The sequence below is a fragment of the Allostreptomyces psammosilenae genome, from assembly GCF_013407765.1.
GTDB lineage: Bacteria > Actinomycetota > Actinomycetes > Streptomycetales > Streptomycetaceae > Allostreptomyces > Allostreptomyces psammosilenae.
In genome coordinates, this window is sequence record NZ_JACBZD010000002.1 from 498,590 (window position 1) to 513,872 (window position 15,283).

Annotated in this window: 13 protein-coding genes; 7 read left to right on the top strand and 6 right to left on the bottom strand. The window is 75.2% G+C overall.

The annotated features are described in order from the left end of the window. Window positions 1-143 precede the first annotated feature (143 nt). Together FHU37_RS24470 and FHU37_RS24475 are read left to right on the top strand one after the other, a co-directional pair. A complete protein-coding gene (locus FHU37_RS24470) occupies window positions 144-1,001 on the top strand; it encodes an ABC transporter permease (RefSeq protein ID WP_179817348.1) in 858 nt (285 codons plus the stop codon). Further along, window positions 998-2,968 carry an ABC transporter ATP-binding protein gene (locus tag FHU37_RS24475; RefSeq protein WP_246451273.1) on the top strand — a complete coding sequence of 657 codons (1,971 nt, stop codon included), beginning with the start codon at window positions 998-1,000 and terminating at the stop codon, window positions 2,966-2,968. The genes FHU37_RS24470 and FHU37_RS24475 overlap by 4 nt, the downstream gene beginning before the upstream one ends. A gap of 6 nt (window positions 2,969-2,974) precedes the next feature. Here FHU37_RS24475 and FHU37_RS24480 read toward each other — a convergent pair whose 3' ends face one another. Continuing rightward, complete coding sequence (locus FHU37_RS24480) at window positions 2,975-3,649, bottom strand: TetR/AcrR family transcriptional regulator (RefSeq protein WP_179816834.1); 675 nt, start codon at window positions 3,647-3,649, stop codon at window positions 2,975-2,977. A gap of 106 nt (window positions 3,650-3,755) precedes the next feature. Here FHU37_RS24480 and FHU37_RS24485 point away from each other — a divergent pair, with 106 nt between their 5' ends. Beyond that, window positions 3,756-4,976 (top strand): cytochrome P450, encoded by a 1,221-nt coding sequence (locus tag FHU37_RS24485; protein WP_179816835.1) that lies wholly within the window; start codon window positions 3,756-3,758, stop codon window positions 4,974-4,976. Window positions 4,977-4,995: 19 nt separating this feature from the next. Next, the gene (locus FHU37_RS24490; protein WP_179816836.1) at window positions 4,996-5,190 is read left to right on the top strand and encodes a ferredoxin; all 195 of its coding nucleotides are present in this window, start codon (window positions 4,996-4,998) and stop codon (window positions 5,188-5,190) included. Between the two features lie 94 nt (window positions 5,191-5,284). Here FHU37_RS24490 and FHU37_RS24495 read toward each other — a convergent pair whose 3' ends face one another. From FHU37_RS24495 to FHU37_RS24515, 5 genes are read right to left on the bottom strand one after another with little or no spacing between them, the layout of a single operon-like run. Then, entirely contained in the window at window positions 5,285-7,117 is a 1,833-nt protein-coding gene (locus tag FHU37_RS24495; protein WP_312892836.1) for a sensor histidine kinase, read from the bottom strand. Further along, the gene (locus tag FHU37_RS24500; protein WP_179816837.1) at window positions 7,114-7,890 is read right to left on the bottom strand and encodes a response regulator transcription factor; all 777 of its coding nucleotides are present in this window, start codon (window positions 7,888-7,890) and stop codon (window positions 7,114-7,116) included. Before FHU37_RS24500 ends, FHU37_RS24495 begins: the two co-directional genes overlap by 4 nt. Before the next feature lie 39 nt (window positions 7,891-7,929). Continuing rightward, a complete protein-coding gene (locus FHU37_RS24505; RefSeq protein ID WP_179816838.1) occupies window positions 7,930-9,939 on the bottom strand; it encodes a streptophobe family protein in 2,010 nt (669 codons plus the stop codon). After that, on the bottom strand, window positions 9,939-10,892 hold the full coding sequence (locus FHU37_RS24510; RefSeq protein WP_179816839.1) for an ABC transporter permease: 954 nt from the start codon (window positions 10,890-10,892) through the stop codon (window positions 9,939-9,941). The genes FHU37_RS24505 and FHU37_RS24510 overlap by 1 nt, the downstream gene beginning before the upstream one ends. After that, complete coding sequence (locus FHU37_RS24515; protein ID WP_179816840.1) at window positions 10,889-11,827, bottom strand: ABC transporter ATP-binding protein; 939 nt, start codon at window positions 11,825-11,827, stop codon at window positions 10,889-10,891. Before FHU37_RS24515 ends, FHU37_RS24510 begins: the two co-directional genes overlap by 4 nt. Window positions 11,828-12,220: 393 nt before the next feature. Here FHU37_RS24515 and FHU37_RS24520 point away from each other — a divergent pair, with 393 nt between their 5' ends. From FHU37_RS24520 to FHU37_RS24530, 3 genes are all read left to right on the top strand, one after another. Next, a complete protein-coding gene (locus FHU37_RS24520) occupies window positions 12,221-12,622 on the top strand; it encodes a PPOX class F420-dependent oxidoreductase (protein ID WP_179816841.1) in 402 nt (133 codons plus the stop codon). Between the two features lie 360 nt (window positions 12,623-12,982). Next, entirely contained in the window at window positions 12,983-13,381 is a 399-nt protein-coding gene (locus FHU37_RS24525) for a TIGR03618 family F420-dependent PPOX class oxidoreductase (protein ID WP_179816842.1), read from the top strand. A 183-nt stretch (window positions 13,382-13,564) separates the two neighbouring features. Beyond that, complete coding sequence (locus tag FHU37_RS24530; RefSeq protein WP_179816843.1) at window positions 13,565-15,223, top strand: catalase; 1,659 nt, start codon at window positions 13,565-13,567, stop codon at window positions 15,221-15,223. The last annotated feature ends 60 nt before the right edge of the window (window positions 15,224-15,283 follow it).

Below are 15,283 nucleotides of genomic sequence, written 5' to 3' on the forward strand. Positions count from 1 at the left end.
CGGGCGCACGGCCGGAGGCGTCACCGGGCGCCCAGCCGGAAGCGCTGCCGGGCACCTCGGCGGACGCTCCGCCGCCTGCCGCCGCACCGCCCCGCTCGGGAGCCTCGGCCGCGCGGGTTCCGGGCGCCGGCTGGCGGCCCTTCCTGCCGGCGGTCGCGCTGCTCGCCGTGCCGCTGCTGCTGGCCCTGTTCGGCCCGCTGTTCGCCGGCCCGCCCGGGCCGCGCGGCGTCGCCTTCCAGCCGCCGGGCGACGGCCACTGGCTCGGCACCGACTTCACCGGGCGGGACGTCTGGCGGGAGGTGCTGCTGGGCGGTCGCACGGTGGTGCTGGTCGCCGCCTGCGCGGTGGGCGTCGCGTACGCCGCCGCGCTGCCCGTGGGCCTGGCCGCGGCGCTCACCGGCCGCCGCCGCGTGGAGGACGCCCTGCTGCGCCCGCTGGACGTGCTGATGGCCATCCCCTCGCTGCTGGTGCTGCTGCTGGTCTCGGCCCGGCTCACCCCGGGGCCGGCCGCGCTGGTGTTCCTGGTGGCGCTGGTCAACGTGCCGGACGTGGCCCGGGTGGTGCGCGGCGCGGCGGCGGAGATCGCCGCACGGCCGGTGGTGGAGGCGATGCGGCTCCAGGGCGAGAGCCGGTGGCGGATCGCCGTGGGCTACGTGGCCCGCTCGATGCTGCGGACCGTGGCCGCCGACGCCGGCACCCGGCTCACCGGCGCCCTCTACCTGGTCGCCACGGCGAGCTTCCTCGGCGTCGGGGTCGCCCCGGACGCCTCGGACTGGGCCGTCATGGTCGACCGGAACCGCACCGGGATGCTGATCCAGCCGTGGGGCGTGGTGGTGCCGGCGCTCCTGGTCACGGCGCTGACCGTGGGCGTCAACCTGTTCTTCGACGCGGCGCTGCACCGGCGCGCCGGCCGGGCGGCGGCCGGCACGCGGGCGACCGGCTCCGCGGCGCGGCGGGGACGACCGGACCGGAAGGGGAGAGGGGAGGCGGGGACACCATGACGACTCCGCGAGGCGGTACCGGCGTCGGCCCGGAACGGGTCGGCCCCGAACCGGGCCGGTCGGAGCGCGGTGAGGCGGAACCCGCCGGGCCGGAGCCCGGCGGGGCGGACCGCGGGCCGGTGCCCGGCGCGTCCGACGCCGGCCGCACCGGGCCGTCCTCCAAGGGCACCGAGGCCACTGAGGCCACTGAGGCCGCCGAGGCCACTGAGGCCACTGAGGCCACTGAGGACACGGCGGCCACTGAGGACACGGCGGCCCTTGGGCCCGCCCCCGGTGACGACCCGCCGGTGGCCGAGCTGGACGGGCTCCGCGTCGAGGTGGACGGCAAGGTGCTGGTGGACGGCGTGTCGCTGCGGGTCGCGGCCGGCCGCGCCCTGGCCATCGTCGGCCCGTCCGGCAGCGGGAAGTCCACCACCGGGCTCGCCCTGCTCGGCGAGTACCCGGCCGGTGCCGCCGTCGGCGGCCGGGTGAGTGTCCAGGGCCTGCCGGGCTACGTGCCGCAGCACCCGGGCGCGGTGCTGAACCCGGTGCGCCGGATCGGCGGCACCCTCCGCGACACCGCGCGCCGTCACCTCGGGCCCGGCTCCCGGGCGGAGCTGCGCCGTCGGGTGCTGGACGCCATGGAACGCGCCTCGCTGCCGGAGCCGGAGGCGCTGCTGCGCCGCTTCCCGCACCAGCTCTCCGGCGGCCAGCAGCAGCGCGTGGTGCTCGCGCAGGCGCTGCTCGCCCGGCCGCGGCTGATCGTCGCCGACGAGCCGACCACCGGCCAGGACGCGCTGACCCGGCAGGCCGTGGTCGCGGAGTTCGCCGCCGTGCTGCGGCAGGGCATCGCGCTGGTGCTGCTCAGTCACGACCTGGCGGTGGTGCGGGCGCTGGCCGACGAGGTGGTGGTGCTGCGCGAGGGACGGGTGGTGGAGGCCGGCCCGACGGAGCGGGTGTTCGGCCGCCCGCAGCACGAGTGGACCCGGCGGCTGCTGGCCGCCGAGCCCCGCCTGGAGCCGCCCAAGGAGCTCGACGACCCCGGGACCACCGCGCCGCGGGTGCCGGGGCCGCGCCCGGAGGCGCCGGTGGCAGACGGCGCCCCGGCCGTGCCGGGGCGCGGGGACGTCCCGAAGCTGGCCGCCGCCGGACTCAGCGCCGTGCACCGCTCCACGCGCGGGGCCACCGCCCCACCGGCCGGGGGCGACCCTGCCGGAGACCGGGGTGGGGACGGGGGCGGGACCGGGCGGAGGTTCGGCGGGCGCCGCCCGACCACCGCGCTGCATCCGGTGGACCTCGCCCTCGACCCCGGCGAGTGCCTGGCCCTGGTGGGCCGCTCCGGCAGTGGGAAGACCACGCTCGCCCGCTGCCTGGCCGGCCTGCACCGGCCGCACTCCGGGGCGGTGCTGCTGGACGGCCGGGCGCTGCCCCCCGTCCGTCGGCGCACCCCCGAGCAGCTCGCCGCCGTGCAGTACGTGTTCCAGGACGCCCGGGCCTCCTTCGACGAGTACCGGACGGTGCTGGCGCAGATCTCCCGGACGGCCGTCCGGCTGCGCGGGCGCGGCGCCGGCGAGGCGGCGGCGGAGGCGGCGGAGGCCCTGCGCGGCGTCGGGCTGGATCCGGTGGAGATCGGGGAACGCCTGCCGCGCGGCCTCTCCGGCGGGGAGCTGCAACGGGCGGCGCTGGCCCGGGCGCTGCTCGCCCGGCCGTCCGTGCTGATCTGCGACGAGATCACCTCCGGGCTGGACGGCGTCACCCAGGACGGCATCCTGGCGCTGCTCACCCGGCTGCGCGAGCGGACCGGGACGGCGCTGTTGGTGATCAGTCACGACCTCGCCGTGGTGGGCCGGCTGGCGGACCGGATCGCCGTCCTGGAGGCCGGCCGGATCGTCGAGACCGGGCCGGCGGACCGGGTGCTCCACGAGCCCCGACACCCGTTCACCCGTGCCCTGCTCGCCGCCGGCGACCTCCCCGGGGCGGCTGACTGACCCCGGTCAATCAGAGGGCGTGGCGGGGGCGACCCCGAGGTCGGCGTGGCGCACACCCGCCAGGGCGACCTCCACCCCCCGCCACGCCGCGGCCTTCATCTCCCCGGTCGACGCGCCCTGCTCCAGCGCGGCCAGGCCGCTGGCCTGGGCGGCCCCGATCAGGGTGCCGACGGCGGCGGCGGCGCTCGTCGGATCGACCCGGTCCGGGTAGCTCTTGCACAGCTCGGTGGCCAGCTGCCGCTGGATGTCCAGGGTCAGCATCAGGGCGCGGGCCTGGAGTTCCGGCACGGTCTTCAGCAGGTGCAGGCGGAGCCGGCTGAGCGCGAGGTCCGCGCCGGTCTCCTCGTCCGCGACCGCGGTCAGGAGCGTGCGCATCATCCGGGCCAGCAGGTCGACCGGGGCCTCGTCCGCCTCCGGGTTCGCGACCACCTCCAGCAGGAGGTCGAGGCGCACCCGGTTGTAGGCGAAGACCAGGTCCTCCTTGCCGGGGAAGTAGTTGAACAGGGTCTTGGTGGAGACGTCCGCCGCCGCGGCGATCTCCGCGACCGTGGTCTGCTCGTAGCCCTTCTCCGCGAACAGGCGCATCGCCGCCTCGAACAGCGCCCGTCGGGTGCGCTGCTTCTTCCTCTCCCGCAGGCCGGCCGGCCCGGCCGGCTCCGTCTGTCTCAGTCGCTCCGCCATGTGCCAACTTTATATGGCCGGGATTTTTACATCGATTGAAAACTTACTCTCGTTGGTGTTTGATGGCGGCGTCGGGCACGTCAACGTCGACAGTGAGGAACGACAGATGCCTGAGGCCTCGTCCACCACGACCTGGGAGCCGATCACGCTCCCCACCGCACGGCGCGGTGGCTGCCCGTTCGACCCCCCGCCGGAGCTGGCACGGCTGCGCGAGGAGCGGCCGCTGCGCCGGCTGTCCTTCCCCGACGGCCACCTCGGATGGCTGGTCACCAGCCACGCGCTGGCCCGCACGGTGATGGCCGACCCGCGCTTCAGCGCCCGGATGGAGTTACGGCACACGCCCATCCACCGGCCCGTCGCCGAGCGGCTGACCAGCCGACCGGCGCCCCCCGGGTTCTTCATCGCGATGGACCCGCCGGACCACACCCACTACCGCCGGCTGCTCACCGGCCAGTTCACCGTGCGGCGGATGAACCAGCTGCACCCGTGGATCGAACGCGTCGTGGAGGAACACCTCGACGCCATGGAGCAGGCCGGACCGCCGGTCGACCTGGTGGAGGCGTTCGCGCTGCCAATCCCCTCGCTGGTGATCTGCGAACTGCTGGGCGTGCCCTACGCCGACCGCGACGACTTCCAGCGGCACAGCAGCACCATGGTGCGGCTGGACACCGGCGCCGACGAGGGGATGGCCGCCATGGCCGCCCTGACCGCCTACCTGCGGGAACTCGCCGTCCGCAAGCGCGCCGAACCGACCGACGACATGCTCAGCGGCCTGGCCGCCCACCAGGAGCTGAACGAGGACGAGCTGGCCGGCATGGCGCTGCTGCTGCTGGTCGCCGGCCACGAGACCACGGCCAACATGATCGGCCTGGGCACCTTCGCGCTGCTCCAGCACCCGGCGCAGGCCGAGGCGCTGCGCTCCGACCCCGCCCTGACCGACGGGGCGGTGGAGGAGCTGATGCGCTACCTCACGGTCATCCACAACGGCACCGGGCGGGCGGCCCTGGAGGACGTCGAACTCGACGGCGAGCTGATCCGGGAGGGGGAGAACGTCTGGGTGTCGCTGTCCGCCGCCAACCGGGATCCGGCCCGGTTCAGCGACCCCGACGAACTGGACCTCGGCCGGGCGGCCAGCGGCCACCTGGGCTTCGGCCACGGTGTGCACCAGTGCCTGGGGCAGCAACTGGCCCGGATCGAGCTGCGCAGCGCCCTGCCGGCACTGTTCCGGCGCTTCCCGACGCTGCGGCTCGCGGTGCCGGCCGAGGAGGTCCCCACCCGCACTGACATGAACATCTACGGGGTGCACCGGCTCCCGGTGGCCTGGTGACGGCGGGAGCCCGGAAGCGATGGAGCTGGAGATCGACCGCGAACGGTGCGTCGGCGGCGGGATGTGCGCCCTCACCGCGCCACGGGTGTTCGACCAGAGCGAGGAGGACGGCCTGGTGGTGCTGACCGCGCCGCCGGAGCCGGAGGACCTCGACGCCGTGCGGGAGGCCGTGCAGCTCTGCCCGGCCTCGGCGCTCACGCTCCGCGAGGAGTGAGCGGGCGCCCGCCGGCCCGGCCGATCGACGGAGCGTCCGTCACCCCGGGCCGGCGGCACGCTCGGTGCCGGTCTGATGAGCCGGGGCAGTCTGCTCAGTCGGGCCCGGGCTGATCGGTCGGGGCGAGCGGCAGCACCACCCGGAAGGTCGCGCCCCGCCCGGGCGCCGTCCGCAGCTCGATCCGGCCGCCGTGCAGCTCCACCAGCGAGCGGGCGATCGACAACCCCAGGCCGGCACCGCCGCCGCCGACCCGGGTGCGCGAGTCGTCGCCCCGGTAGAAGCGGTCGAAGACCCGCTCGGCCTGGTCCGCCGGCAGCCCCGGCCCCTCGTCGGCGATCTCCCACACGGCCTCGCCGCCGACGGTCCCCACGCCGATCCGCACCGCCGTCCCGGCCGGGGTGTGCGCCGCCGCGTTGCCCACCAGGTTGGTGACGACCTGGCGCAACCGGGCCTCGTCACCCAGCACCGGGGCCGGCCCGGGCGGCCCCGGCTCGCCGCCCCGCTCCGGCTCGGGCTCCCGTTCCCGTTCCGACTCCCGTTCCGGCTCCGGCTCCGATTCCGGCTCCGGTTGGGGGCCGGTGAGCCGCACCGGGCGGCTCGGGTCCAGCGCCCGCAGGTCCCCCCGGGCGTCGGCGGCCAGCGTCCGCAGGTCCATGGGCGCCGGGCGCAGCGGCAGCGTCTGCGCGCCGCCGGTGTGCTCGTCGATCCGGGCCAGCAGCAGCAGGTCCTCCACCAGCCGGGCCAGCCGCGCCGACTCGTTCTCGATCCGCGCCATCGCCTGGTCGACGTCCGTCCGCTCCGGCAGTCCGCCCATCCGGTAGAGCTCGCTGAACCCCTTGATCCCGAACAGCGGGGTGCGCAGTTCGTGGCTGACGTCCGAGACGAACCGCCGCATCCGCGCCTCGGAGGCCTCACGGGCGGAGAACGCCCGCTCGATCTGCCCCAGCATGCCGTTCAGCGACGCCGACAGCCGGCCCACCTCGGTTCCCGGGGCGGCCAGCTCCGGTATCCGGCGGGAGAGGTCCCCGTCGGCGATCGCCGAGGCGGTCCGCTCCACCTGCCGCAGCGGGCGCAGCCCGGCGGAGACCGCGAACCAGCCGGCCGCGGTGACCACGGCCAGCGTGACGGCGCCGATGACCAGGCAGTACAGCCGTAGCTGGCGGATCGTCGCGTCCACGTTGTTCAGCGAGGTGGCCACCACCAGGCTGCCCTCGCCGCCGGCCGCCGCGGGCCCTCGCCCCTCGCCGGTCGCGCCGGTCGCGCCGGTTGTGTCGGTTGTGTCGGTCGTGCCGGTGGTCGGGGTGGTGGCCCCCGGGCCGGTGCCGCCCGTGCTCCCGGTGCCGCCGGTGGGATCGGTGCCGGTGGCGTCGGTCCGGGTGGTGAAGGGCAGCGCCACCACCCGCCAGGTGGTCGAGCCGTCCAGCGCCGGGACGTCGAAGGGCCGTCCCTCGAAGCGGGAGACGGCGGCGGCGTCCAGCGTCGGCAGGTCCGGGCCGGAGCCCTGCGGCCCGGTGAGCCGCAGCACCTGGTCCACCGTGCCGTCCGGGGCGAACCGGGCCACGTAGAGGGTGCTGAGCAGGTCGAGTTCCAGGTCGGCGCCACCCACCAGCTCGGCCCCGCTGGGCAGGTCGGGTTCGGGCGCGCCGGTGCCCTCGCGTCCCTCGATGATCAGGGACACCAACGGGCGGGACAGCACCTGGCCGAGCGGCAGCAGCTGCTCGTCCACCCGGCTCACCAGGTTGCGGTGGAGCGCGTCGATGACCAGCGTGTTGCTCAGCGCGAGACCGAGGGCGAGCAGGGCGGCGCTCAGCCAGAGCAGCCGGGCGCGCAGCGACCAGCGCCCGATCCGGACGCCGGCGCCGAGGCCGACGTGGCGCGGCCGGAGGGCCCGGGCGCTCCGCCCGGTCGTCCCGCCGGAGGGCGTCACGAGGGCGGACGGCGAAGGACGTAGCCGACGCCGTGCACGGTGTGGATCAGCTTCGGCCCGCGGGTGTCGACCTTGCGCCGCAGGTAGCTGATGTAGGTGTCGACGATGCTGGGGTCGCCGCCGAAGTCGTACCGCCAGACGTGGTCCAGGATCTGTGCCTTGGACAGCACGTGGCCGGTGTTCAGCATCAGGTAGTGCAGCAGCCGGAACTCGGTGGGGGAGAGCCGGACCGGACGGGAGGCGCGGAGGACCAGGTGGCCGGCCGGGTCGAGTTCGAGGTCGCCCACCACCAGCCGCGGATCCTCCGCCACGCCGCCCGAGCCGGCGCCGCTGCGGCGCAGGACGGTGCGGATGCGGGCGATCAGCTCCTCCAGGTTGAACGGCTTGGTGACGTAGTCGTCGCCGCCCGCGGTGAGGCCGGCGATCTTGTCCTCGGTGGCGTCCCGGGCCGTCAGGAAGAGCACTGGGATCTCCGCCGGTCGGCCGGCCCGCGACGGCGGCGCGGCCGGGGCGCGCAGCCGTCGCAGGACCTCGAACCCGTCCATGTCGGGCAGCATCACGTCGAGCAGCACCAGGTCCGGTGGGGTGGCGGCGGCGAGCCGCAGGGCCTCCGCCCCGCTGGCCGCCGAGGTGACGGTGAAGCCGGCGAAGCGGAGGGTGGCGGACAGCAGCTCGCGCAGGTTCGGTTCGTCGTCCACCACCAGCAGGTGTTCCGCCGCCGGCCGGCCGCCGCCCGCCCCGCCGTGCTCCCGAGCAATCTCCCGACTCGTCATCCGCCACCCGCCGTCCGTGCCGATCGCTGTCCCAGGCGGTCAGCGGGCCGTGCGCGTACCGGCCGCCCGTGCGCCGGCCGGCTCGCGGTCGCCGCCGCCCGTGCCACCGCGGGCACCCGGTCGCTCACCCCCGCCGTCGCCGCCTCCGCTGCCGGCGCCGCCCCCGCGAGCATACGGCCGGGCCAGCAGGCCGCCGAGGAAACCGGTCACCCCGCCGGCCAGCAGACCGGCGAGGACGGCCAGGCCGACGTTCCCGGCCAGCTCCGTGTCCACGGTGCGCAGCGTCATGCCGAGGGCGGAGACCTCCATGGTCAGCGAGGCCCCGGCCAGGGCGGTGACGACGGGCAGCGCCACCGCGGTCAGTGCTCCGAGCAGCGCCGCCGTCCAGGCGGCCCGGGCGGTGCGGCTCGCCGCGGTGAGCCCGCGGGCCAGCCACCAGCCGCTGAGCAGCAGGGTGAGCGCGGTGGCGGAGAGCAGCAGCGCGGCCGCCCCGGGGTTGCTGGAGAACAGGCCGGGCAGGCTGAGCCGGCCGTCGTCCGTGGCACCGGGCAGCAGCGCGGGACGGGTCCGCGCACCGGAGTCGGACTCCGCGAGGTTCTCCTGGAGCCGGTCGCCCAGGCTCCCGCCGTCACCCCCGCCGAGGCCGCCGCCCCCGAGGCCGCCGCCCCCGCCGAGGCCCTCGAGGATGTCCCCGAGGCTCAGGCCGCCGCCGTCGGTGCTGTCGCCGCCGTCGCCCCCCTCCTCGGTGTTCTGCCGGCTCTCCCGGAGGTCCTCCAGGAGTTCGCCGAGACCGCCGCCGCCCGCGGCGGCCTCTCCGCCGGTGTCCCCGCCCTCGGGGCCACCGCCGCGGAGATCCTCCAGCAGGTCGCCCAGGCCGCCTGCGCCGCCCCCGCTTCCGCCGTCGGGGCCCTCGCCGTCGGCGCTGCCGCCGTCGCCGCCCAGCAGGCCGCCGAGGAGGTCGGCGAGGCCGCCGCCGGTGCCGGAGCCGCCGGAGCCGCCGGAGCCGCCGCCCAGTCCGGGGAGCAGCCCGGAGAGGCCGTCGGTGTTGGCCGACCGCTCCGACGTCCCGGTCCACGGCACGCCCGCCCCGACGGTCAGGCCCACGCCGACCGCGTTCGGCCCGGCCAGCAGTGCGCCGCCGATCGCCTGCGGGCCACCGCGTCCGGTGGCCGCCGCCACCGAGGTGCCGACGGCGCCGAGCAGCACCGCGCCCAGGGCGAGGACCGCGCCGGCCGCCGTTCCGACGCGAACGGTGCGGCGCAGCGGATCCAGCCGGTGTGGCAGCGGCGCCCGATGGGCCAGCAGCCAGCACGCCACGGCGACCGCCAGCGCCCAGGCCGCCGCGCCGGCGACGGCGGAGCCGACGTCGGCCCGGAACGCCAGGTCGACGGCGAGCCCGGCGGCGAACAGCCCGCTGCCGGACCCCCCGGCCCCCTCGCCCTGGTCGCCCTGCCCGATCCCCAGCAGTTCGCGCAGGCCCGGCAGCGCCGAGCCCTCGCCCGGCTCCCCGGCCTCGATGGTGAGGATGCCGTCGCCCTGCCCCGCCACGACGGCCGCGAGCACCACGAAGCCGACGACGGCGGTGGCCGAGCGGACCAGCAGGTCCCGTGCCCGCCAGTGCGGCTGCCGGCGCATCGGGAGGAGCAGTCCGGCGGCGAGGATCACCAGGCCGACCGCCGTCACCCCCAGGGGCAGCAGCCGCACCCGGCCCACCGCCTCCACCGGGAGCGGGGCGCCGTTCAGCCCCGCCGTGAGGTCGAGGGAGCCGCCCAGGGCGGCGGCGACGACCGCGGAGGCGGCGGGGAGCGGATCGCCCGCCGAGCCGAGGCCCAGCAGCATCAGGCCGGCGACGGCGACCGCCACCATGCCGAGGTAGGCGCAGCCGACGGCGATCAGTGGTGGCCACAGGTGCCGCCAGACCGGGCCCTCACCGCCCGCCGTGCCTCCCGGCCGCGTCGGCCGCGCGGCTCCGGCCCCGGTGTTCCTCGCGGCACCCTTCGCGGCGTCCTTGGTGGTGCCCTTCGGTGTCGTCCTGGTCGGCGCGGCCATCAGGCGTCCCGGAGGCGGAAGGTCGCGACGGCGACGGCGTGGACGACGAGGAGGGTGGCGCACAGCAGCGCGAAACCGTCCCACGGCGCCAGCGCGACGGCGGGGTCGTACCGGACGGTGGTGATCTGGGTGCCGGCGGTCGTCGGCCAGTACTTCACCAGCACCTCCGACCAGCTCGCCGGGAGCAGGTTGGCCACGACCGGGATCAGCAGCGTGGCGCTGACCAGGGTGGCGACCGCGGCGGCGGTGGAGCGGTAGAGCACCCCGAGCGCGACGCCCAGCAGGGCCACCGCGGCGAGGTAGAGACCCACGCCCACCACCGCGCGCAGCGTGCCGGGATCGCCCAGGGTGTCCCGTGGGACGTCCTGGGCGCCGAGCACGTACTGCCCGGAGAAGAAGGCCGCGAAGCCGGCGACCACGCCGACGACCAGCACGACGGCGGCGATCACGATCGACTTGGCCGCCAGCAGCCGGATCCGGTGCGGAAGCACGGTCAGGCTGGTGCGGACCATGCCGGTGGCGTACTCGGAGGTGACGGCCAGCGCGCCGAGGGTGCCCACGACCAACTGGGCGATGACGACGCTGTTCAGGCTGACCGCAGTGGGGTCGAAGGCCGCCCGGAACTCGGGGGCCTGCTGGTACTCGCGGGCGCTGGCGAAGGCGAAGACCGCGGCAACGCCGGCACCGACGAGGACCACCGCGACCAGCGAGTAGACGGTGGAGCGCAGCGTGCGCAGCTTGGTCCACTCGGCGTGCAGGGTGTGGCGGAAGGTGGTCCGCGGCCAGGAGGCGGCGGGCGGGCGCGTGGTGGCGGGCGCCTCGACCGGTCCAGATCCACTGGTCGGGGCGGATGCGGTGGCGTCGGTGGTGGTGGCGGCGTCGGTGGTGGTGGGGGCCGTGCTGGGGACCGTGGAGGCGGCCTCCGGGGTGGAGCCGGTCGTGGTGGTGGTCATGCCCCGCCCTCCCCGTGCACCGAGTACTCGACGCTGTCGCGCGTCATCCGCAGGTACGCCTCCTCCAGGGAGGTGTGGCGCGGGGACAGCTCGGCCAGCGGGATGCCCTCGGCGACGGCGATCCGGCCGATCTGCGCCCCGGTGAGGTCGGTGACCACCAGGCGGTCACCGTCGCCGCCGGCCTCCTCGACCGCCACCTCGGCGCCGGCCGCGCGCAGCGGGCCGGCCAGCCGCTCGCCGTCCCCGGCCTCGGCCGTGTGCACCAGGACGGAGCTGTCGGACTGCGTCCGCACGAAATCCTCGATGCCGGTGTCGGCGATCAGGCGGCCCCGGCCGATCACGATCAGGTGGTCGGCGGTCAGCGCCATCTCGCTCATCAGGTGGCTGGAGAGCAGCACGGTGCGGCCCTCGGCCGCGAGCCGGCGCATCAGCGTGCGGATCCACAGGATGCCCTCGGGGTCGAGGCCGTTGACCGGCTCGTCCAGCATGAGCACCTCGGGATCGCCGAGGAGGGCGGCGGCGATGCCCAGGCGCTGGCTCATGCCGAGCGAGAAGGTGCCGGCGCGGCGGTGCGCGGCGCCCTTCAGGCCCACGTCCGCCAGCACCTCGTCCACCCGGCGGGCGGGTATGCCGTTGCTGTGGGCCAGCCAGAGCAGGTGGTTGCGGGCCGTCCGCCCGCCGTGGACGGCCTTGGCGTCCAGCAGGGCGCCGACCGTGCGCATCGGCACGGGCGCGTCCACGTAGGCGCGGCCGGCGACGGTGACCGTGCCGCTGGTGGGGGCGTCCAGGCCGAGGATCATCCGCATCGTGGTCGACTTGCCGGAGCCGTTGGGGCCCAGGAAGCCGGTGACGACGCCCGGCCGCACGGTGAAGGACAGGTGGTCGACGACGACCTTGTCGCCATAGGACTTGGTGAGCTGGTCGACGACGATCACCGACGCACCTCCGGGGTCGGGACGGGCGCGTGCTCGCCGCCAGGGTGTGTTTCCTTCATGCGGTCAGACTGGCTCGCCGTCCTGACCTTCTCCTATGAGGGCTCTGTGAGATTCCTGTGAGTCAGCCGCCCGGCGGGCCGGTGGCGCGGCACACGCGGCCGGCGACGCGCGGGGCGCCCGGAGAACTCAGGGAACTCCCAGGAACCTGCCAGGATCCACGCACCCCGCCGGCCGGCCACTGCGCCCCAGAGGTCACACGCGTCACGGCCCACGCCCCGAACGGGTGGTCCGGCGCCGCGCCGGCATGTCCGCCCGGTGGCCGGGTAGTCGCATTCCGTCGTGTTGCCGATCGCCCCGCGGCACCGTCCGTCGGGCCGCGGAAGGAGCCCCGTGATGCCGAAGCCGCCCGTGTCCGAACCCGTCGCCGAACTGCTGGCCAAGGCGAACCCGGCCACCATCACCACGCTGCGCAAGGACGGCACGCCGGTGTCCGTGGCCACCTGGTACCTGTGGCAGAACGGCCAGGTGCTGGTGAACATGGACGTCAGCCGCAAGCGGCTGGAGCACATGCGGCGCGACCCCCGGGTGGCGCTCACCGTGCTGGACTCCGACGGCTGGTACCGGCACGTCTCCCTCCAGGGGCGCGTGGCGCGGCTCTACACGGACGGCGACCTGACGGACATCGACCGCCTGGCCCGCCACTACATCGGCAAGCAGTACCCGGAGCGCTCCCGCGGCCGGGTCAGCGCCCTGATCGACATCGACCAGTGGTTCGCCTGGGGCATCGACGACTGAGCCGCGCCCGGCTCGCCGACCCGTTCCACCCGACCCGCGACCAGGGCCGCAACCCCCCGTAGGAGGGCCGCGAGACCCCCTTCTTCAGGATCCCACGCGGTGTCAGCGGGTCGCAGCCCCCGATTTCCGCCTGTGGAAAACTCCGCCACTCGCGCCTGTGGAAAACTCCGGCACTTCCGCCTGTGGGCGACTCCGTCCCACGCCACCCGGCCGGGCGGCGCAGCTTAGCTCGGGCGGGTGCCGGCCGCACCCCCGGACGGGGGAACGGGTGGTTCGGCACCGGCGCGGCATGGTGGTCGGGTGGCCGGGTAACCCGGACGCGTCAGGCACCCGCAGTCTCACGTCGACAAGGAGCCCGCGATGCCGAACGCCCCTGTTTCCGCCGAGGTCGCGAAGATGCTCACCAAGGCGAACCCCGCGGTCCTCACCACGCTGCGCCGGGACGGCACGCCGGTCTCCGGAACCGCCTGGTACCTGTGGCTGGGCGACCGGATCCTGGTGAACATGGACGAGGGCCGCAAGAGCCTGGAGCACCTGCGCCGCGACCCCCGCGTCGCCATGGCCATCATGGACACGGAGGACTGGGACCGGCACGTCGGCATCCAGGGCCGGGTGACCACCCTGTACCCGGACGTCGGGCTGGCCGGCCTGGACCGGCTGTGCATGCACTACCTCGGCACGGAGTACCCGGAGCGGGAGCACGAGCGGGTCAACGGCGTGATCGAGATCGACCGCTGGTTCCCCTGGGGCTTCGACTGACCGCACCGCCGCCTCCGCCCGGCCCCCGCGGCCCGCTGCGCCCGACGGGCCCGCCGTGACGTCGGCCCAGGCCGCGACCACCGGGACGACCCTTCCGCGTGAATCGCCGGCCCCGCTCGGGGTAACCGGGCGGGGCCGGCACCGGAGCCGGGACGGAACCCCCGAAAGCAGCGGAAGGTACCCATGACCGACGTCTCCAGCCTGGGCCCTGAGGAAGGCGACAAGCGGGAAGTCCTCACCAACCGCCAGGGCCACCCGGTCTACGACAACCAGAACCAGCGCACGGTCGGGGCCCGCGGCCCGGCGACGCTGGAGAACTACCAGTTCCTGGAGAAGATCAGCCACTTCGACCGCGAGCGGATCCCCGAGCGCGTGGTGCACGCCCGCGGCGCCGTCGCGTTCGGCTACTTCGAGGCGTACGGCGCCTGGGGCGACGAACCCATCGACCGCTACACCCGCGCCAAGCTCTTCCAGGAGCGCGGCAAACGGACCCCGGTGGCCATCCGCTTCTCCACCGTCATCGGCGGCCACGACTCCTCCGAGGCCGCCCGCGACCCGCGCGGCTTCGCCGTGAAGTTCTACACCGAGGACGGCAACTGGGACCTGGTCGGCAACAACCTCGCGGTGTTCTTCATCCGCGACGCCATCAAGTTCCCGGACGTCATCCACGCCCTCAAGCCCGACCCGGTGACCTTCCGGGACGATCCGAACCGGGTCTTCGACTTCATGTCGCAGACCCCCGAGGCCATGCACATGCTGGTCAACCTGTTCAGCCCGCGCGGCATCCCGTCGGACTACCGGCACATGCAGGGGTTCGGCGTGAACACCTACAAGTGGGAGAACGCGCGCGGAGAGACCCGGCTGGTCAAGTACACCTGGATGCCCAAGCAGGGCGTGCGCAGCCTCACCGAGGCGGACGCCGCGAACATCCAGGCCGGCGACGTCGGGCACGCCACCCGCGACCTGCGCGACGCGATCGACCGCGGCGACCACCCGGAGTGGGAGCTGCTGGTCCAGATGATGAGCGACGACGAGCACTCCGAGCTGGACTTCGACCCGCTGGACGACACCAAGACCTGGCCGGAGAACGAGTTCCCGCCCCGGGCGGTCGGCAAGATGGTGCTGGACCGCAACACCACCGACCACTTCACCGAGAACGAGCAGATCGCCTTCGGCACCGGCGTGCTGGTCGACGGCCTGGATTTCTCCGACGACAAGATGCTGGTCGGCCGCACCTTCGCCTACAGCGACACCCAGCGCTACCGCGTCGGCCCCAACTACCTGCAACTGCCGGTCAACCGGCCCAAGTCCGCCCCGGTGCGCACCAACCAGCGCGACGGCCAGATGGCGTACTACGTGGACGAGTCCGGGGAGAACCCGCACGTCAACTACGAGCCGTCGATCCGGGGCGGCCTGCGCGAGGGCCAGTACCCCACCACCGACGACGAGGGCCCGGTGATCACCGGGCAGGTCACCCGCAAGCGCATCCCGCGCACCAACGACTACCAGCAGGCCGGGCAGCGCTTCCGGCTGATGGAGGAGTGGGAGCGGGACGACCTGGTGGACAACTTCGCCTCCCAGCTGGCCGCCTGCGACCGGCCGATCCAGGAACGGATGGTGTGGCACTTCCTCCTGGTGGAGGACGAGCTCGGGCTGCGGGTCGGCGACCGCCTCGGCATCACCCCGGCCGACGTCCGCCACCTGAAGCCGCTGGCCAGCCAGACCTTCACCGAGGAGGACGGGCAGCGGCTGGCCAACCTCGGCGACAACGGCCCCCGGGACGTCAGCAACCTCACCATGACGCACTGCGTCCCCAACGAACGGGTGGTGGTCGAGCGGTAGCCCGGCCCGGGGCGGCGGAGCCGGGCGGTGGCGGCGGAGCCGGCCGGGGACGGCCGGGGC